We start from the raw sequence: 17,753 nt of genomic DNA on the forward strand, positions 1-17,753 counted from the left end.
TCGGGCATCGTGGTGCTCCCAGAACATGGGGGTTGGCGGGGGTGTCGCATCCGTTGCATGCGTCGCGCGCCTGGTCAGCACAGGTACGGACACCCGGGCAGGTACGGATACGTCCGTCCCGCTGGGAGAGTCCGTCCCCGCGCTGACCTGCGCGGGGACGGTTGCGACGCAGTGATACGGACTACGGCCTCGGTGGGGTCAGAGGGTTCGCTTCGGTCCGGCGGAGCCGCCGGGCGGGCCGACGGGCAGCGAGCCCGACGGGGCTGCGGGCGGCTTGCCTTGCGTCGAACGGGCAGGTGCGGTGCCGGGTGCGGGCTCGGGTGTGGCGTCCGCCTGGACGAGGTCGGGGCAATGGCGAGCCCAAGCATCCAGGAAGCGGTTGCGCAGATATGCCTTGGCCTGCCTGCCCTGGTCGAAGCGGTAGTTGGCCGGGCCGATGCCGAAATCCCGCAGCAGGTTGCCCAGATGGTAGGCGTTCAGCCCCTTGGCTCCGTGCTCCGCCCACGGAGCGTCCGCGTCCTGGATCAGGGCGGCGACCAGATCCAGGGTGGGCAGGGCCTCGCAGTTGTTCGCCCGCTCGAAGACTCGGTGGATATCGCGCAGCAGCCGCGTCTTCAGGCTGGTCTGCTCGTCCTGAACCGCCTCATGCCTCGTCATGGCCAGGCAAGCGGCACGAGCCTGGTCGGGCCAGTGACCGCCGGCCAGATCGGCGATGATGACCAGCGGCTCCCAGGTATCCGCCGCACGGTCCTCCACCGGCATCGCCGGAACCATCCGGGCAGCCGTGCCGCGCAGCGGACCCAGCCAGGCGGCCAGCCGGTCACGCAGCGCGTTGAGTTCGGGCGCCGCGTACCGCGACCGGAACGGGGCTACCTTCTCACCGGGCTTACGCTTCTGCATCCGCAGCACGACCGACCGGTCCGTGATCGTGTCCGGCAGATCACCGATCCCCGCTATCGCGGCCATCGCGAAGGTGGGGAACGGAGTGGGCTTGTGCTCCGGGCCGGAAATCCGCCAGGCGGGCCGGTTGCGCTGGTGGCCGGCGTTCAGCAGGCCGCGCAGGATCTCACTGTCGCCGCCGGCCTTGGGGCTGAAAATGGTGTCCGCCTCGTCGACCAGCAAGGTGGGCGGGATCTTGCCGATGGTGCGGAAGACGACCGCCGGAGAGGTGTTCACCGTCATCATCGGGTCGTGGACGGTCTCATAGAGCACGTCCAGCACACGGGACTTGCCGCACCCCTTGGTCGGGCTCATCACCGCCAGGCGGGGCGCGTGCTGCAGCGCGGCCTGGATGTGCGTGGCCGCCACCCACAAGGTGACCGCGGTCAGCGCCTCCTCGCTCGGCAGCACCACGTACTTGCCGATCTTCGACCGCAATTCATCCAGCAGCACCGCTCCCTCACCGGCCAGCGCACCCCCATCGTCCCCGGTCCCCGAAGCACCACCGGAATCCGAGGTGCCGCCCGTCCCCATCCCCGTCCCCGTCCCCGTCCCCGTCCCCGACAGACCGTCGGTCCCCATCTCTGCGCCGGTCCCCAGAGACCGTTGGGGACCGGATTTCCTGTCCCCAGACGGTTGTGGTGTGTCCCCGCCACCGTCCCCAAGTTTGGTCCCCGCCGCGCTGACCTGCGGGTCAGCAGCGGACGCGGAGATCTGGTCACCGGTTGGGGACCGGTCCCCAACCACAGCTGCGGATATCCGGTCTCCGACTCCCCGTCCCCGCACGCCGGTTTCGCTTCGGGGACCGTGCTGGTCCCCGTCGACCGCAATGGCCATCTGGCCGGGGACGGCATCCGCAGGCCGTGCGTCCCCTCGGTCCCCACGGAGCCAGGGGATTCCCTCGCCGGGGACGGCGACCGTGGGCCAGACCGGCTGGGGGGATGCGTCGGCGCCAGCGGCGGACGTAGGGTCCTCCATAGTCGTTCCTCTCTGGTGAGGGCAGGTCCGGCAAGACCCGCCCTCACCTGTTCGTTCCTTCAGATATGGGCGATCAGTTGGGGAATCCTCGACCCTCGGCGGTGGCTCGCCGGGGGCCGCTTCGCTGTTCCCGACAGGTGCGGAGTCAGACCGTGAGGTCGTACGCGGTCTGCGCGTCCAGCCACGCATCCACCTCCCGCCACCGGTAGCGCAGGTGCCGGCCGACCTTGTGCACGGTCGGGCCACTACGGCGATGACGCCACTGATAGAGCGTCTTCACCGGCACACCCAGGTAGACCGCGACCTCCTCCGGCGTGGCCAGCGGGACAGGACCCGCACCGCCGGCGGCTGTGGGGCGGGGGGTTCGGGGCATAGGGGCTCCTTCACGGAAGTGGTGGGGTGGACAAGACAGCCACTCGTTTACCGGCGGCGTCCAGCGGCATTATGCGGAAATTCCACGGCCGCCCCAAACGGGCTTTCACCGGGTGGGATCAAAACCGTAGACCCGAATCCCCGGTTGCCGAAATCACTCCGAAACCAGGAGGGATCTGTCCACTTTCCCATCGGGACATCCCAGGCGCCCGATTCGACCCCACCCCCCGAGACGAAACCATCACCACCCAGGTCAGCGACTACGCGAAGCACCCCCAGGGGACAACAGCGCGGGACCATAGCATGAGAATCCGGCTTCACCGAATCGCCCGAATTCGTGACGTCGCCGAGTTTTCACAACTTCTTGAGCAACCCCTTGCCATGGTCACCGAATTCAAGTTACAGCTATCTGTCATGGAAACCCGACCCATTGAAATAGGCCCCGCCGGAATCCAGGCCACGCGCAATATCGAGCGCCTGCGTCTGCTGCGCGGGCTCTCCCAGCAGAGCCTCGCGGAGCGCTGCACCGCCCTCGGCCGCCCCCTGTCCAACATCGCCCTCAGCCGCACCGAACACGCTCGCCGCCGCTGCGACATCGACGACCTGGTCACCATCGCCGCTGCACTCTGCGTCTCCCCGATCGCTCTGCTGACAGCGTCCGCGGCGGCACCGCGTGGCTGAGCCGTACGACCGCTGGCACAAGAAGCGGCCGCAGGCCGGCGATGAGAAGTGCACAGCCCACAACAAGGTCCCGTCCCGCGAACACGGTCGCGGCAAGAGGTGGTTGGCCCGGTGGCGCGACCTCGACGGGCAGCAGCAGAGCAAGAGCTTCGACCGGTACGAGGACGCCCGGCAGCACCTCACCAAGATGCAGGGCAGCGTCGACGACGGCACGTACATTGACCCGAGGAAGGGCGAGGCCCAGCTCAAGGCGGTGGCCGAGCAGTGGCTGGAGAGCCAGACCTTCGACAACCCTCGGACCTACGCCCAGTACGAATCGCGTGTCCGCAACCACATCATCGGGCCGCTGGGCTCGCTCAAGCTGCGCCAGATCAAGGCGTCCACCGTGCAGACCTGGATCAAGCGCCGGCTGCAAGTGCTCGACGAGACGACGGTCGGCCTGATCTTCACGCACCTCTCGTCGATCCTGGCCATGGCCGTGGACGACGACTTGATCGCCAAGAACCCTTGCGAGACGGGTTCTGTGAAACGGGTGAAGCCACGGCGGTCGAAGAAGGCTGCGAAGGACGTACCCCTGTCGTGGGAGCAGACAGATGCACTCCAGCCGCATCTGCCCGAGCGCTACCAGGCCACGGTCGACTGCGGTCGAGGTCTGGGCATGCGGCAGGGTGAGATCTTCGGCTTCAGCCCCGAGGACGTCAACTGGCTGCAGAAGAACAAGGTCGTTCACATCCGCCGTCAGATCACCCACGACCGCGGCACACTGGTCTTCGCCCCGCCGAAGGGCGGCACGGAGGACGATCCCAAGGACCGCTTCGTGCCGGTCGGCGATGCGCTGGCCGTGCTGCTCACCGAGCACATGCGCAAGCACCCGCCGGTCGAGGTCACCCTGCCGTGGATGACCAAGGGCGGTGAGCCGGTGACCGTACGCCTGGTCTTCACCACCCGGGAGCGCAAGCCGCTGAACAAGAACTACTTCAACTACCTCTGGAAGGGCGCCCTGGAGGCGATAGGCGCGATAGCGGCCCTCAACGACAAGCCCGTTGGGAAGGGCCGCAAGTGGGAGGAGTGCCGCGACAAGATGATGCACGCCCTGCGGCATCTCTTCGCCTCCGAGGCGATCAACGAGGGCGTGGACGTCTACACGCTCGCCGACCTCCTCGGGCACGAAGATCCGGCGTTCACCCTTCGCCGGTACGTCCACCGTGTGACGGGCGCGGTCGAGAAGGCTCGCAAGGCGATCGGCCGACGCTATCAAGCCACCGCGTAGATTCTTCTACGCCTCGTTCTGCTACTTCGCAGGGCGGTTGAGCGAAGACACCATTCCGCGCAGGGCCATGCCCGAACATGGTTGAGACCGCCAAATCCCGTAGCGCAGCAAGTGGGGGATCTACATGCGCGTTGAGATTCGTGTCGAGCCGACGGAAGACGAGCTCCGCTCACTGCTGACCTGGCTCCGCCGGGACCCCGATATCCCGCGTACCGCCAGCGTGGAGATGTGCGAGCAGCCACCACGCGAGGGTGAGATGGGGGCAGTTGCCGACATACTGCAGTTGGTCACGGAGAACGGATGGAGCGCCGCAAACTTCGCCTTGACGCTTGCCGCTTGGAAACAGACACGCCCGCGTGCCTCCCGTGTGACGGTCCGGCACGAGGAACTCGTTGACGCGCTGACCAACTGCAGTGACGAGGAGATCGCACGCATCACACGGCTGCTCCAAGAGGGCCGGCGGAACGACGAAGAGGGCTCGGCAGGGTGAGCGTGTTCCCAGATCCCGGCGCATCGAGGGCAGTGCTGATCGGAACGAGCACGTACGACTTCCTGGAAGACCTTCCCTCCGTCTCCAACAACCTCAGCTCCTTGGCAGAGGTGCTCACCGGGCCTACGTCGTGGAGTCTCGGCAGGGAGGATTGCGTCGTGCTTTCTAACCCGCCCAGTGCGGTGGCCGCTATGGACTCCCTGCGCGGGGCCAGCGCAACAGCCAGAGACACGCTGCTCGTGTACTACGCGGGACATGGCCTCGTCACACCAGTGGGCGAGCTCTATCTCGGGCTACCTCAGTCCAAACAGCATCGGGTCGACACAGGGATTCCGTACAGCTGGCTCCGCGATGCTCTCCTGGAAGGGCGAGCGGAGCGGACCGTCGTCATTCTCGACTGCTGCTACGGCGGACTCGCTCTGGGAGCAATGGGTCCTTCGGAGTTGGCCGCCCAAGCTGACGTCGAAGGGACGTACTTGCTCGCCGCGGCCTCGGAAAACCGTCAGGCACTCGCCCCACCCGGAGAACCCCACACCGCTTTCACCGGCGAGCTGCTCGCCATCCTCACCACCGGTATCGCCGGAGGCCCCGAGCGGCTGGATCTCGACAGCGTCTTTCGCGAGCTGAGGAAGTCACTGTCAGCAAAGGGCCGCCCCATCCCTCAGGGGCGAGAGCGCAACAGCAACGGCAGACTCGCCCTGGGCTGGAATCCCTCCTTCAGCCGATCCCCCGTTTCCAGCGGCCCGAGTGACGGGAGTGTGGACCACCGCGCGTGGCCAGACCCCTCAGCCATCCGCACCATCGAAGGGTTCTTCAGCGCGTTGGGGCAGGTACGCATTGCCAGCGCCCTCACACATACGGCCATCAGCCACCGCTCCGGCGGGCAGATCGCTCCCGGAACCGTCGGCAACCTGCTCAACCGCAATGATCTGCCCAGGACTTGGCGGACTACCGGCCTCTATCTGACCGCCTGCGGGGTGCCTGACGAGCAACTGGACGACTGGCAGTCGTGTTGGGAACGGCTTCGGTCTGCCTCCTCGGATGCAGACACGTCTGTAGCCGAGGAGGCACAGGACCTGAGCCAGAACACCCGCACGTCGTCCGCCTGGGCACGAAGGTTCCGAAAGCTATCGGGACGGCGATTCCGTGACTGACTGGACCGTCCGCTGGGGCTCCGGCGTCGTCTTGTCGCCGTCGTCGCCGAAGAGGGTGTTCCAAGCAGCGATCAACAAAAGCGCTCCGACCACCACCATCCAGAACGCCGGCTTCCTGGCCTTGCTGGTAACGGACGTTGGCTTCACGTAGTGTGCCGCTCGGTAGTAGCCCTTTCGCGTCTTTGCCATTGCGTCTGTACCCCCCGATTCAGTGCCTTGGCTCCTCAGTTGTGGAGTGTGGCAGAGGAGCTGCTCTGGCGACCGGCGGATAGAGAACGGCGGCCAGATCTGGTCGGCACATGGCGCTCCACGGCTGCTTGTCAGCGTCGCGGAGGGAATGATCATCCGCTGATAGCTCGTACGTACGCGTGGTAGGCCCATCGGTCAAGCCGCGTAAAGCGCCACCTCGGATGATCTGATCGGTCAGTCCGATTTCCCAGAGAGGGGTGGGGTCTCAGGGCCGCGCGCACTCGGCTGTGAACTGCTCGCGGCTACCTTCACGCGCCGCTTGGTTGTTCCGCAACAGATCAACCACTGCCGCGGCTTGATCCACCAGTCCGGCCGACTCATCACAGTTCGCCTGAAGGTCCCCGAGTGTCTGTCGCCGCGCACAAAGCGCCGCTCAGGACTGCCAGACCTCGCCGTCAATCAGCGTTGTGACGTTGAGCTTGGCAGGCCCACTGCACTGCCGCAGCGGCCCGGCCATCCGTGTCGATCGCCATCCGAACCGAGGGGACAGGAAGTCTCCTCAGCTCACCTCGGCTGCAGTCATACAGGGTTTGGATGCCCCCAGATTCACCGAGGTAGAGGGCGAAGAACGGCTCCTCAGTTGCATGCCCCGGCATCTTGGCCACCGTCACACGAACATATTGGAAGCGAAGCCCGATGGCCTGCTCTACGAAACCGACCTGCCCGGTACGTTCGGTTCGCGCGCCGCGTTCCTCCATCGCTCCCACCGCCCAGAGACCGCTGATACTCAGGGCCATCGCCAGGGCGACGGCTACGCGGGCAGGCCGGTGGAAACGTTGCGGCACCGCAAGGGGAACGACTCCGACCGCAAGCCCAAACAGGAGCCACCAGAAGATCAGCAGCATGGCGGCTCCGGCACCGTCGGACACCAACTGGCCCTCGCCGAATGTCGGAATACTGATCAAGAGGGCGGACGGCAAGGCGAGCAGTGCAGTTCGGACCCACATGTGCTTCCGTGCGAAGCGCACGAAGCCGGCCAGCGTTCCGTCCGCTGGCGCCTGGGCAAGCCACATCACGAGGGCGGCCAAGAGACCGCTGACCACAGTCAGCATGAAGCTCACAATGAGCGCCGTCGGTGCCGCACGCCACAGCAGGGTTGGCGCGTCCAGGCCGGCCCACTCGAGAGGCATGCCTTCGAACTGCCGGTAGAAGCCATCGGCTGAGGCGTACAGGATGACGGAAAGACCAAGCGCTAGGGTAGTGAAAACTGCACCCATGATCTGGATCAGCCCAGCCCCCGTCAGGCCCGCCTGCTGTGGAGGAGGCCCAGGCGTGGCGCCACCCATCGACGAGGGAGCCTGATCTGTTCGCGGTTCAGAGATCGTCAACGTGCTGCACTCCCAATGATGTTGGCGGCAATTGGGGCGCCCAGGGTACCGGCGTAGGTCGCGGAGCTGACTGTTCCACGTCCCTACACGTCGATTACCGCCATGTGCACCCATAGTGCACCGGAGCACGTCACACAGCAGCATCAATGCAGGTCAGGAGGGCTTCTCACCTGTACTTCGACATCTAAGCCACGGCTCGGGCCCCTGCGCCTGACCTGACGAGGGCCGCTGCCTCCTTCCGGGGGCGGCGGCCCTCGGCCGTGATGTTGATACGAGCCGGTCGTACCGGCTCGACAGGTCGTGCACCTGGGCGCGGTCAGCGCTTCTTGGTCTTCCTCTTCTAACGTTTCTTGGTCTTCCTCTGCTGCCGAGGAGTCCACTCGCCCCGGTGGAGCTGACACCGGGAGTAGCCGATCATCGCCGGGTTGCGGCACGGCTTGCCGGACTTCGTCTTCAGTGATCCGCAGGTGACTTGCTTGCCCATGGGCCCTCCCGCCCCGCAGGTCGACGCGTTGAAGGCATCGTCGGGGACCAGCGCGTCCAGTGTCCGCCGATCCGCGCGTGTCGGCTGATTCCAGGTCCCGTGCGACCGGAAGCCGACCAGCCCCTCACCGCAGCGAAGGCCGCGCCCTCCCCGCCCAGTGCTCGTCCGCCGTGATGCCCAGCAGGACCACGTCGTGGTAGGCGCCCGCGAAGAACTCGTGCCGGCGGAGGCGGCCCTCCTCGACGAAGCCGATTTTGCGGTAGAGGGCCAGGGAGGCGTCGTTGAAGGCGTAGACCTCCACCTCGCACTTGTGGCAGCGCTGTTCGGCGAACATGTAGGTGAGGACCAGTTCGGTGGCCTCTGCCGCGTAGCCCCGTCGGCGGTGTTCGCGGGTGATCTCGATGCCCGTACGGAAACGTCCGGCTCGGGCGTCCGTCTCGCCGACCGACACCGCGCCGGCGAAGGCGTGCTCGGAGCGGGTCTCGATGACCAGGCGGTACGCGGCGGGGTCCGGGGTGCGGCCGGCGCGTTCGGCGGTCCAGGCGCGGAAGCCCTCGTCCGAGCGGGGCGGCTCGACCATGTCGGCGTTCCGGGCGTCCACGGTGTGCTGGGCCAGGGCCCGGAAGCCCTCCCAGTCGTCCGGTTCGATGCCTCGAAGGCGTACCCTCTCGCCGGTCCACAGGTCGCTCATGGTGTTCCAGCCTCGTGCGCGGGGGCCGGTCGGCAGGTTGCGCGGGCCGCGATGGTCCTTGCGCAGTCCAGGGACTCCGTGTGCGTGGTGTCCACCTCCAGGTCGTACACCACGCCCCGGTGGACCGTCTCGGCCTGGGACTCGGCCATGCCCCGGGGACGGTCCCCGCGGGCGATCTCCCGGGCCGCGGCGGCCTCGGCCTCGCACCTGACGCCGACCCACAGCACGTCCAGGCCCGCCAGTGCCTTCCGCCACGGTTCCTGGGAGGCCGGGCCGCCGAGGAACACGTCGTCGACGATGACCCGGGCGCCCGCCCGTACCATCGCGGCGACCCCCTCGCGCCAGGCCGCCTCCAGCTTCCGGAACTCCGGTCCGACGGTTGCCTCGCCATCCGCACCGAACCCGATGCCCTTGTCCGACGTCAGCAGGGAGGCGGGCATCGCGTCGATCAGCGCATCGATCGCGGCGGCCAGCCATGGGTCCGGCAGTTCCGCCTGGAGGCAGCGGACGATGCCGGACTTGCCGGAGCTGGACCCGCCGTTCAGCACGATCACTTGAGTCGTCACCGGGTCACGGTAGAGGCGACCGGTACGGGACCCCCAGCGATTTTCGGTGCGGCCGCGCCTGCGCCCCCGGGCCGGTGAGGTCCGGGGGCGCAGGGCGATCGGCGTGCGGGGTAAGGCGAGTGGGGTGGGTGGGGTTGGTCGTCAGCGGCCGTAGCGGATCAGGGCGCGGACCATGCGGCAGGTGGTGTCGGACGGCGGGTGGATGCCCAGGCGCTCGGCGGTGATCCGTATCCGGTGGTTTCCGGCGCTGGAGGGCTGGTAGACCCCGCTGTCGAGCAGGGCGATCGCCAGGCGCATGGCCTTGAGGCGGCGGTTGTGGGAGACGTACCACTCGCGGGGGCGGCCCGCGGGCAGTCGCTTCTTCGGCATCGGGGTGGGCAGCGGCGGGTGGAAGGGCATCGGGAGCTGTCGGTCGAGCGGCTCGGACGTGACTGCGGCAACGGCCATCGGCATCCTCCTGGCAGGGTGATGGAACCCTTACGAACTCCCTCCATTTTACTGCCCCCCACTGACAATCGCCCCTGGCCAGAGGCTATTTCGGCAGTCCCTCACGTACCCTTGGCCCCATGGAGATCTGGATCAATCCGGCCTGTTCCAAGTGCCGCAGCGCGCTGACTCTGCTCGACGCGGAAGGCGCCGACTACACCGTCCGCCGCTACCTGGAGGACGTGCCGTCGCCCGAGGAGATCCGGGCCGTCCTCGACCGGCTCGGTCTCGAACCGTGGGAGATCGCACGGACGCAGGAGGCGGCGGCCAAGGAGCTCGGGCTCAAGGAGTGGCCCCGGGACGCCGGTTCGCGCGAGCGGTGGATCGCCGCGCTGTCCGAGCACCCCAAGCTGATCCAGCGGCCCATCATCACCGCCGACGACGGCAGCGCCGTGGTGGCGCGCACCGATGACGCGGTACGGGACGCGCTGGGGCGGTAGCGGAGGCCTCGGGCCCCGGAAACACGTCAACACGGCGACACGTCCAGGCGGCGGTTCAGCTCGGCCGCCGCCGGGACGTGCGGCGGCAGGGTGTGGTGGGTCACGCCGGGGATCGTTGGCCGAGGCCCAGGGCGGCGGGGCCTGACGGTCAGCGCTCGTCCGTGCCCGCGCGCTTGGAGGTGGCGAGGGCGATGCGGTTCCAGGTGTTGATGGTGAGGATCAGGGCCAGCAGCTGGGCCAGCTCCTCCTCGTCGAAGTGCGCCGCCGCCCGGCCGTAGACCGCGTCCGGAACCCCGGCGTCCGCGACCCGGGTGACCGCGTCGGTCAGGGCCAGGGCCGCCTGTTCCTTCTCCGTGAAGAAGTGGGTCGCCTCCTGCCACACCGCGACCATGTGCAGCCGCTCCTCGCTCTCCCCCGCCTTGCGCGCGTCCGTGGTGTGCATGTGCAGGCAGTACGCGCAGTTGTTCAGGTGCGAGGAGCGGATCTGGACCAGCTCGACCAGGGTCGGGTCCAGGCCCTCGCGGGCCGCCGCGTCCAGGCCGATCACGGCCCGGAAGACCTTCGGGGCGGTCTTCGCGAAATTGAGCCGAGCGGTGGGGGCGGTCGTCGTGGCGCGGTCGTTCGTCTTGATCTCCGTCGTCGTCATGGGTACGAATCTAGGACGACGGGCGACCGGTTACGGGGTGCATTTCGATGACGGATTCATGGGTCAATTCCGCGGAGATCCTGGGCAGTGATCTGCCACTGGAGCTCTCCGGTACGGGCAACCGCCGGGCCGTCCTGATGGCCGCGCTGCGCGAGGCCGTCCGCAGCGGGCGGCTCGCCCCCGGTACCCGGCTGCCGCCCTACCGTTCCCTCGCCGCCGACCTGGGCCTGGCCCGCAACACCGTCGCCGACGCCTACGCGGAGCTGGTCGCGGAGGGGTGGCTGGCGGCCCGCCAGGGCTCGGGCACCCGGGTCGCCGAGCGGGCCGCCCCCGTCACCCCCGTCCACCGGCCGCGCACCCCCGAGCGCGCCGCCCGCCCGGTCCACGACCTGGTCCAGGGGCGGCCGGACCCCTCGGTCTTCCCGCGCACCGCCTGGCTGGCCTCCGCGCGCCGGGCCATCGCGGCCGCCCCCAACGACGCGTTCGGGCCCGGCGATCCGCACGGGCGGCCCGAGCTGCGGCGGGCCCTGGCCGGTTATCTGGCCCGGGTGCGCGGGGTGCGGGCCTCGCCGGAGCGCATCGTCCTCTGCTCGGGCGCCGCGCACGGGCTGCGGCTGCTGGCGGACGTGCTCGGCGGTCCGTGGGCGGCGGAGGAGTACGGTCTGCCCTTCCACCGCGGGCTCCTCGCCTCTCACGGCGTCGGGACGCGGCCGCTGGGCGTGGACGGGGACGGGGCACGGGTCGACGGGCTGACCCGCCGGGACCGTGCCGTACTGCTCACGCCCGCCCACCAGTTCCCGACCGGCGGACCGCTGCACCCGGCGCGGCGGGCCGCCGTGGTCGACTGGGCCCGGTCCACCGGGGGGCTGGTCGTCGAGGACGACTACGACGGGGAGTTCCGCTACGACCGGCAGCCCGTGGGGGCCGTCCAAGGGCTCGATCCCGAGCATGTGGTGCTGCTCGGATCGGTCAGCAAAAGCCTCTCCCCCGGTCTGCGGATCGGCTGGATGGTGCTGCCCCAGCGGCTGGTCGCGCCCGTCGTGGCGGCGAAGGGCGAGCGTGAGCAGTGGTCGAGCGCCACCGAGCAGCTGACGCTCGCGGACTTCGTCGAGTCGGGCGCGTACGACCGGCAGGTACGGCGGATGCGGCAGCGCCACCGCCGCCGCCGGGACCAGCTGGTGGCCGCCCTGGAGCGGCGGGCGCCGCACGTCCGGGTCACCGGGATCGCGGCGGGCCTGCACGCGGTGCTTGAGCTGCCGCCCGGCACCGAGCGTTCGGTGGTCCGGGCGGCGGCCTGGCAGGGGCTTGCGGTGGAGGGGCTGGCCGACTACCGGCACCCGGGGGCGACTCCGGGTCCGGGCGCGGACGTGACTCCGTACGCGGGCGGCTCCGGCACCCGCCCGCACCAGGGCCCGGGCCCTGACCCGGCGGAGGACGCCTCGGACGGCGATGCCGACGCCCGTGACGGGCTCGTTGTCGGCTATGCCACCCCCGCCGAACACGCCTACCCGGAGGCGCTGGAGGCCCTGTGCCGGGCCCTCCCGCCGGGGTGATCAGGCCGCCTGCGACTCCGCCTGTGCCAGCAGCTCCGTGAGGTGGAGGCCGAAGCGGGCGTCGCAGGCGTGCGGCACCCCCGTGCGTACCGCTTCGGCCAGCGCGTCCACCGCTCCCCGGAACGCGGTCCGCGCGCCGTCCCAGCCCGGGATCTCGGCCGTCCCCCGCTCGCCCCGGAGCTCGATCTGCACGCCCGCCGCGCCGGGCGGGGCGCTCAGGCCGAGGGTCACCGTGCTGGAGGCGCCGGAAGCGTGGCGCAGGATCAGGTGGGTGGTGTCGGCGGGGCCGCGGGCGGCGGTCACCTCCGTGACCTCGCCCAGGACCGGGATGAGCACCGAGAGCGCGTGCGGGCCGACGTCCCACAGGCCGCCCTTGTCGCGCCGCCACGGGGACTCCGCGTACTCGCTGGTGGAGCCGGCCGCGTAGAGCGAGCCGAGCCACTGGGCGCGAGCGGTGAACCAGCCGCCCGCCGCTGTCTGTTCGGCGATCCAGGCCGACGTCTCCGGGGCGAAGCGCAGGGTGCAGAAGACCACCGAGGCGACCCCGGCCTCCGCCGCCGCCTCGGCCACCGCGCGGGCCCCCTCGACCGTCGTGGCCACCGGCTTGTCCATCAGCAGGTGGCAGCCCGCCTCCGCCGCCCGGACGGCCAGCGGGGCCTGGACGTCCGGCGGCAGCGCGAAGGCGATCGCGTCGCTCGCCTCCAGCAGCGCGTCGATCCCCTCCTCACCCGTGTACGCCCGCGTCCCGTGGGCGGCCGCGAGGGCCTCCGCAGCCTCGGCCCGGCGGCCCCACATCCCGCTCAGCTCGACGCCGGGGTGGGCGGCGAGCGCGGGGGCCTGGGTGTTGCGCGCCCAGGGGCCGGTGCCGAGGAGACCGATACGCAGAGGAGTGGTGCCCGCAGTCGTCATGGGTGCCAGTGTGCCCGGTGCGCGAAAGAGCCCTGGAAACGATCCCCGGAAAGGGGCCGGGAGCGGGGTCCTGGAGCGGGACCCTGGAACGGGGTTTTGGAGCGGGACCCTGGAAGAGGGCGTTGGAAGAGAGGTCTTGGAACGGAGGGTCCTGGGGCGGGGAGCTTGGGAACGAGGGTCCTGGGGCGGGGGCCCTCGAACGGAGGGCTCGGAACGGGAGCCTTGAAGCGGTCCCGAATGCGGTGGCGCGGCACCCTCGTGTCCGGTTACGTTTCGCGGGCCGGCCGCGGGACTCCGGCTGCGACTTCCGAGATGTGCCTGTAAAGCGATGATTTCGTTGTTCGCGCCCCCATTCCCCGGCCGGCATCCACATCCACCGGGGGAAGACCATGCCTGCGTCCGAGACCTTCGCCGACCTCGTCGCCGCCGAGGACGTCCTGCTCTTCGTGAACGCGGCGATCACCGCGACCGGGCAGCGCGAGTTCCGCTCCGACGCCGTCGGCCAGCAGCTGTCGTTGGACTTCCTCCACACCTACGTACGGGTCAACTACCGGCGTGTCTACGCCTCTTCGCTGGCCCTGGACATCAACGACCACAACGCCGCCCGCATCGTACGCCAGCTCCTGGAGACGGCGGGCGAGGCGAGTACGGAGGAGCGGCGCACCGAGGGGCGGCTCGTCGCCGCCCGGCTGGCGCTGCTGCCGCCGCCGCGCGTCTACCGGCTCTTCGGCGAGCTGCGCCGGGCCGGGGTCAACAACCGGCGCACCCGCGCGATCATGCGCGACTGGCTGGCGGCCCGGCCGGACCTGGGTTACGACGCGGTGAAGTACCGCAGCGGGCTGAAGTCGGCCGCCCGCCACATCCATCTGCGCTGCCCCGAGGGGACGGAGCCGCTCGCCGAGGTCGGGGCGTTCCTGTTCCGGCCCGGGCGGCTGCCGCGCTACGAGCACCGGCTGCTGGACGCCTGGCGGCGCGCCCACTACGAGCAGGGGGCCGTGGCCGAGCTGCCGTTCACCGTCGCGGAGGGGTTCGCGGACCGGCACGGGATGAAGCGCGAGGTGTTCCTGAAGCAGGCCGCGCCCCGGATGACCCGGCTGGAGCGCCTGCGCACCCAGGAGCAGCGGGTGGGGGGCGACCAGCAGCCGGACGTCGATCTGACCGTCATGCCGCTGACCCGCCTGGCCCTGTACGTGCTCGCGCTCCCCTTCGAGCGGCGCGCCGCCCGCCGCGCGGAGCTGACCGGTGCCCTGCGCGCGGCCGCCCGCCGGGCCGCGGGCGGGCACGCGGGGACCTGGGGGCGTGTCCACGCGGTGCTGGACGACAGCTTCTCCTCGTCCGGTTCGGGGCAGAAGCGGCGGCGGCCGCTGGCCGTCGCGCTGGCCTCCCACTACCTGCTGGAGGCGCTCGCCGCTCCCGGCGCCTACCGCGCGCTGTGGACCTCGGGCCGGGACGACGCCCTGCTCGTACGCCCATGGGGGCCGACCCCGCTCGGGATGCGGATCCTGGACGCACTGGAGCCCGGGCCGGGCGGCGGCGGTGCGGACCGGCCCGCGAGCGCTGGTCCGGACCGGCCGGTCGACGCCGCTCCGGACCGGCCGGCCGACGCTGCTCCGGACCGGCTGGTGATCGTCTCGGACGGCTGGGACAACGCTCCGGGGGGTCTTGCGGGCGAGGTGCTGCGCGTGTGGCGGAGTCGGCTGGACCCGGCGCGCCGGACGGCCGTCGTGCATCTCAACCCCGTATACGACGCGGCCGGTTTCGACGTCCGGCGGCTCGCTGCGGGGGTTCCGACGGCCGGCATCCGGGACGCGGAGGATCTGCCCGCCCTGGTGGAGATCGCCCGGTTCGCGGAGGGACGGACCGGGGCGGCGGAGCTGCACGCGTATCTGGGCCGCCGGGTGGCCCGGTTCCTGGGAGAGAAGGAGAGCGCGTCGTGAACCGGCTGGAGCTCACCGGGCTCACCACCCGGCCCTCCCAGGTGTGGGGAGGCGTCCGGCTCGTCCCGCTGGTGCGCGAGGCACCGGTGGAGGGGCTGCGGCTGCACCGGGAGGTGTACGAGGGACTCGGCACGGGGATCGTCGAGCTCGGACCCCGTAGCCACTACGTCTCGTACATTCCCCACGGGTTCGTCGCCGACTGGTCGGGCACCGATACCGCCGAGCCGGGGCCGGGCGGGCAGTCCGCCGCGTACGGAACGCAGTTCGGCGGCCGGGACGCGCCGACGACCGTCCGCCTTCCCTCGCTCCCCCACCACCGCACGGCCAAGCGGCGCCCCGGCGAACGGCTGCGGTTCCTGCCGCTCCACCTGGCCCTGGAGGGCTACCTCGCGCTGCACTTCGGCGGTCCGTCGACGGCCTGGGAGGAGTGGTCGCGGGCGGCCCTGCGCGACGGGCTCTCGCCGCGCGCCGAGGACGCGTACCTCGGGCGGTCGGTGCGCGGGCTCGGGGAGGCGCTGCGGATCTTCGAGATCCACCCGGACCAGTGCGGGGTGATGGTGTACGTCTCCGACGCGCTCGCCGCCGCGTTCGTGGTGCCGCACCCGGAGGACTACCGGCTGCTCCACGCCTCGCTGGTGGAGGACCTGTACGGGGAGCTGGTGCACCAGCACGCGCTGTACGGGGCGCCGGTCCCGGAGTTCGGCGCGCGGCTCGGGGGCGGGGAGCACATCCGTAAGCTCGCCGATCTGCGGGCGGCCGCGCGGGGGCAGGAGCGCGCGTGGGAGGAGGCGCACGACAGCCTGTTCGCGCGGGAGCTGCTGGACTCCTCGTACGGGTTCGACCGGGTCTACCGGATGGGGTCGTTCACGCTGTGGCGGTTCCTGCCGCCGTTCGTCCGGGACGGCAGCGGGCAGCACATCGGGGAGACGATCACCGATCACCGGGGCCGGGTCGCCTACCTCAAGACGTTCCGGCTCTCCGACGCCCAGATCCGGCGCGGCCACCTGCTGCACACCCTGGCGGGCGCGGACTGGGAGCTGTCGCGGGCGGCCGCCGCGCTGGGGGCGAGCCGGGAGGAACTGGTGCGGCGCATCCGGGCGGCCGGGGTCGGGAACCTGCTCAAGGGCAACGTGTGACCCCGGCCCGGGCAGTGTGCGACCGGCCCGGACCAGGCGCCCTGTAACGCAGGGAACCTCGGTAACACGGGGTTCACACTCGGGCAACGGACGGGAAATCGCGTCTTGCCAAGCTGCGCGGCATAGACCGCTGCACCCGCAAAGGATGGCGTCCGTGACGTTCAAGGCTGAGTACATCTGGATAGACGGCACCGAGCCGACCGCCAAGCTTCGTTCCAAGACGAAGATCATGGACGGCACGCCGTCGCAGGACGTGGCGGACCTCCCGGTCTGGGGCTTCGACGGCTCCAGCACCAACCAGGCCGAGGGCCACGCCTCCGACCGGGTGCTGAAGCCCGTCTTCACCTGCCCGGACCCGATCCGCGGCGGTGACGACGTCCTCGTCCTGTGCGAGGTCTTCAACATCGACATGACGCCGCACGAGTCCAACACCCGGGCCGCGCTGCGTCCGGTGGCCGAGCGGTTCGCGGGCCAGGCCCCGGTCTTCGGCATCGAGCAGGAGTACACCTTCTTCGACGGCCACCGGCCGCTCGGCTTCCCCGAGGGCGGCTTCCCGGCCGCGCAGGGCGGCTACTACTGCGGCGTCGGCGCCGACGAGATCTTCGGCCGTCAGATCGTGGAGAAGCACCTCGACAACTGCCTCAAGGCGGGGCTCGGCATCTCCGGCATCAACGCCGAGGTCATGCCCGGCCAGTGGGAGTTCCAGGTGGGCCCGCTGTCCCCGCTGGAGGTCTCCGACCAGCTGTGGGTGGCCCGTTGGCTGCTCTACCGCACCGCCGAGGACTTCAACGTCTCCGCGACCCTGGACCCCAAGCCGGTCAAGGGCGACTGGAACGGCGCGGGCGCGCACACCAACTTCTCCACGAAGGCGATGCGCGAGGGCTACGACGCGATCATCACCGCGTGCGAGTCGCTGGGCGAGGGCTCCAAGCCGATGGACCACGTCAAGAACTACGGCGCGGGCATCGACGACCGGCTCACCGGCCTGCACGAGACGGCCCCCTGGAACGAGTACAGCTACGGCGTCTCCGACCGCGGCGCCTCGGTCCGTATCCCGTGGCAGGTCGAGCAGGACCAGAAGGGGTACATCGAGGACCGTCGCCCCAACGCCAACGTGGACCCGTACGTCGTCACGCGACTGATCGTCGACACCTGCTGCACCGCGCTGGAGAAGGCCGACCAGGTCTGATCCGTCCCGCCGCAGCCGTACGTACGAGGGGCCCGCCGTTCTCCGGCGGGCCCCTCGCGGCTTTGCGGCGGGTCTCTCGCGGTGCGTGAGGAAGTTGACGTCAACAGGTCGGATCGACGGGTGAGAGGAGTCTGACGCACCGCCGCGATGTCTGCTTCAACGGAGCCGTGGCCAGCTTCCAGTACATCGCGTCGGGTCGCAGCGGCCTGGAGCCGTTCCGGCCTTCCCGTCAGCACCATGACTTCGACCAGGTGT

Annotated in this window: 19 protein-coding genes; 10 read left to right on the forward strand and 9 right to left on the reverse strand. The window is 70.1% G+C overall.

The window, feature by feature from the left end; translation table 11 throughout:
- Positions 1-198: 198 nt before the first annotated feature.
- Positions 199-1,473 carry a DUF3631 domain-containing protein gene (locus ACZ5WC_RS01785; RefSeq protein WP_468539393.1) on the reverse strand — a complete coding sequence of 425 codons (1,275 nt, stop codon included), beginning with the start codon at positions 1,471-1,473 and terminating at the stop codon, positions 199-201.
- 589 nt (positions 1,474-2,062) lie between these two features.
- Positions 2,063-2,290 carry a helix-turn-helix transcriptional regulator gene (locus tag ACZ5WC_RS01790; protein ID WP_468538922.1) on the reverse strand — a complete coding sequence of 76 codons (228 nt, stop codon included), beginning with the start codon at positions 2,288-2,290 and terminating at the stop codon, positions 2,063-2,065.
- 413 nt (positions 2,291-2,703) lie between these two features.
- Between ACZ5WC_RS01790 and ACZ5WC_RS01795 the strand changes: the two genes are divergently transcribed.
- From ACZ5WC_RS01795 to ACZ5WC_RS01815, 5 genes are all read left to right on the forward strand, one after another.
- Positions 2,704-2,970, forward strand: coding sequence for a helix-turn-helix domain-containing protein (locus ACZ5WC_RS01795; RefSeq protein WP_468538924.1), 267 nt, complete (start codon positions 2,704-2,706; stop codon positions 2,968-2,970).
- Positions 2,963-4,240 carry a tyrosine-type recombinase/integrase gene (locus tag ACZ5WC_RS01800; RefSeq protein WP_468538926.1) on the forward strand — a complete coding sequence of 426 codons (1,278 nt, stop codon included), beginning with the start codon at positions 2,963-2,965 and terminating at the stop codon, positions 4,238-4,240. Before ACZ5WC_RS01795 ends, ACZ5WC_RS01800 begins: the two co-directional genes overlap by 8 nt.
- Positions 4,241-4,364: 124 nt before the next feature.
- Positions 4,365-4,730: an effector-associated constant component EACC1 gene (locus ACZ5WC_RS01805; RefSeq protein ID WP_468538927.1), complete on the forward strand. Its 366-nt coding sequence runs from the start codon at positions 4,365-4,367 to the stop codon at positions 4,728-4,730.
- Positions 4,727-5,884, forward strand: a complete 1,158-nt coding sequence (locus ACZ5WC_RS01810; RefSeq protein ID WP_468538929.1) for a caspase family protein — start codon at positions 4,727-4,729, stop codon at positions 5,882-5,884. Before ACZ5WC_RS01805 ends, ACZ5WC_RS01810 begins: the two co-directional genes overlap by 4 nt.
- Complete coding sequence (locus ACZ5WC_RS01815; RefSeq protein ID WP_468538931.1) at positions 5,877-6,035, forward strand: hypothetical protein; 159 nt, start codon at positions 5,877-5,879, stop codon at positions 6,033-6,035. Before ACZ5WC_RS01810 ends, ACZ5WC_RS01815 begins: the two co-directional genes overlap by 8 nt.
- Before the next feature lie 493 nt (positions 6,036-6,528).
- On the opposite strand, the gene ACZ5WC_RS01820 is transcribed toward ACZ5WC_RS01815, so the two are convergent.
- The 5 genes from ACZ5WC_RS01820 to ACZ5WC_RS01840 all read right to left on the reverse strand — a co-directional run bounded on the left by ACZ5WC_RS01820 (position 6,529) and on the right by ACZ5WC_RS01840 (position 9,649).
- On the reverse strand, positions 6,529-7,461 hold the full coding sequence (locus ACZ5WC_RS01820; RefSeq protein ID WP_468538933.1) for a hypothetical protein: 933 nt from the start codon (positions 7,459-7,461) through the stop codon (positions 6,529-6,531).
- 340 nt (positions 7,462-7,801) lie between these two features.
- Positions 7,802-7,945 carry an HGGxSTG domain-containing protein gene (locus ACZ5WC_RS01825; RefSeq protein ID WP_311119255.1) on the reverse strand — a complete coding sequence of 48 codons (144 nt, stop codon included), beginning with the start codon at positions 7,943-7,945 and terminating at the stop codon, positions 7,802-7,804.
- A 124-nt stretch (positions 7,946-8,069) separates the two neighbouring features.
- A complete protein-coding gene (locus ACZ5WC_RS01830) occupies positions 8,070-8,636 on the reverse strand; it encodes a GNAT family N-acetyltransferase (protein ID WP_468538935.1) in 567 nt (188 codons plus the stop codon).
- Entirely contained in the window at positions 8,633-9,202 is a 570-nt protein-coding gene (cpt, locus tag ACZ5WC_RS01835) for a chloramphenicol phosphotransferase CPT (protein WP_468538937.1), read from the reverse strand. The genes ACZ5WC_RS01830 and cpt overlap by 4 nt, the downstream gene beginning before the upstream one ends.
- A gap of 141 nt (positions 9,203-9,343) precedes the next feature.
- Complete coding sequence (locus ACZ5WC_RS01840; protein WP_096631696.1) at positions 9,344-9,649, reverse strand: hypothetical protein; 306 nt, start codon at positions 9,647-9,649, stop codon at positions 9,344-9,346.
- A 119-nt stretch (positions 9,650-9,768) separates the two neighbouring features.
- Here ACZ5WC_RS01840 and ACZ5WC_RS01845 point away from each other — a divergent pair, with 119 nt between their 5' ends.
- Entirely contained in the window at positions 9,769-10,128 is a 360-nt protein-coding gene (locus ACZ5WC_RS01845; RefSeq protein ID WP_468538939.1) for an arsenate reductase family protein, read from the forward strand.
- Positions 10,129-10,276: 148 nt separating this feature from the next.
- Here the strand turns inward: ACZ5WC_RS01845 and ACZ5WC_RS01850 are convergent, their stop codons facing one another.
- Complete coding sequence (locus tag ACZ5WC_RS01850) at positions 10,277-10,774, reverse strand: carboxymuconolactone decarboxylase family protein (protein WP_468538940.1); 498 nt, start codon at positions 10,772-10,774, stop codon at positions 10,277-10,279.
- Positions 10,775-10,821: 47 nt separating this feature from the next.
- Between ACZ5WC_RS01850 and pdxR the strand changes: the two genes are divergently transcribed.
- Complete coding sequence (gene pdxR / locus ACZ5WC_RS01855; protein ID WP_468538942.1) at positions 10,822-12,327, forward strand: MocR-like pyridoxine biosynthesis transcription factor PdxR; 1,506 nt, start codon at positions 10,822-10,824, stop codon at positions 12,325-12,327.
- Here pdxR and ACZ5WC_RS01860 read toward each other — a convergent pair whose 3' ends face one another.
- Positions 12,328-13,236, reverse strand: coding sequence for a Gfo/Idh/MocA family protein (locus ACZ5WC_RS01860; RefSeq protein ID WP_468538943.1), 909 nt, complete (start codon positions 13,234-13,236; stop codon positions 12,328-12,330).
- Between the two features lie 389 nt (positions 13,237-13,625).
- Here ACZ5WC_RS01860 and ACZ5WC_RS01865 point away from each other — a divergent pair, with 389 nt between their 5' ends.
- The 3 genes from ACZ5WC_RS01865 (at position 13,626) to glnII (ending at position 17,498) form a co-directional block, all read left to right on the forward strand.
- Positions 13,626-15,173, forward strand: coding sequence for a hypothetical protein (locus ACZ5WC_RS01865; RefSeq protein WP_468538945.1), 1,548 nt, complete (start codon positions 13,626-13,628; stop codon positions 15,171-15,173).
- Positions 15,170-16,309 (forward strand): ARPP-2 domain-containing protein, encoded by a 1,140-nt coding sequence (locus ACZ5WC_RS01870; protein WP_468538946.1) that lies wholly within the window; start codon positions 15,170-15,172, stop codon positions 16,307-16,309. The genes ACZ5WC_RS01865 and ACZ5WC_RS01870 overlap by 4 nt, the downstream gene beginning before the upstream one ends.
- Before the next feature lie 154 nt (positions 16,310-16,463).
- The gene (gene glnII / locus ACZ5WC_RS01875; protein WP_468538947.1) at positions 16,464-17,498 is read left to right on the forward strand and encodes a glutamine synthetase; all 1,035 of its coding nucleotides are present in this window, start codon (positions 16,464-16,466) and stop codon (positions 17,496-17,498) included.
- Positions 17,499-17,753: the final 255 nt, after the last annotated feature.

This window comes from Streptomyces sp. NPDC033165 (assembly GCF_055577965.1).

Coding starts and splice junctions, on each gene's coding strand:
- ACZ5WC_RS01785 (WP_468539393.1), bottom strand. CDS start 1,473: ATGGGGACGGGCGGCACCTCGGATTCCGGTGGTGCTTCGGGGACCGGG.
- ACZ5WC_RS01790 (WP_468538922.1), bottom strand. CDS start 2,290: ATGCCCCGAACCCCCCGCCCCACAGCCGCCGGCGGTGCGGGTCCTGTC.
- ACZ5WC_RS01795 (WP_468538924.1), top strand. CDS start 2,704: ATGGAAACCCGACCCATTGAAATAGGCCCCGCCGGAATCCAGGCCACG.
- ACZ5WC_RS01805 (WP_468538927.1), top strand. CDS start 4,365: ATGCGCGTTGAGATTCGTGTCGAGCCGACGGAAGACGAGCTCCGCTCA.
- ACZ5WC_RS01825 (WP_311119255.1), bottom strand. CDS start 7,945: ATGGGCAAGCAAGTCACCTGCGGATCACTGAAGACGAAGTCCGGCAAG.
- ACZ5WC_RS01830 (WP_468538935.1), bottom strand. CDS start 8,636: ATGAGCGACCTGTGGACCGGCGAGAGGGTACGCCTTCGAGGCATCGAA.
- ACZ5WC_RS01840 (WP_096631696.1), bottom strand. CDS start 9,649: ATGGCCGTTGCCGCAGTCACGTCCGAGCCGCTCGACCGACAGCTCCCG.
- ACZ5WC_RS01845 (WP_468538939.1), top strand. CDS start 9,769: ATGGAGATCTGGATCAATCCGGCCTGTTCCAAGTGCCGCAGCGCGCTG.
- ACZ5WC_RS01850 (WP_468538940.1), bottom strand. CDS start 10,774: ATGACGACGACGGAGATCAAGACGAACGACCGCGCCACGACGACCGCC.
- pdxR (WP_468538942.1), top strand. CDS start 10,822: ATGACGGATTCATGGGTCAATTCCGCGGAGATCCTGGGCAGTGATCTG.
- ACZ5WC_RS01860 (WP_468538943.1), bottom strand. CDS start 13,236: ATGACGACTGCGGGCACCACTCCTCTGCGTATCGGTCTCCTCGGCACC.
- ACZ5WC_RS01865 (WP_468538945.1), top strand. CDS start 13,626: ATGCCTGCGTCCGAGACCTTCGCCGACCTCGTCGCCGCCGAGGACGTC.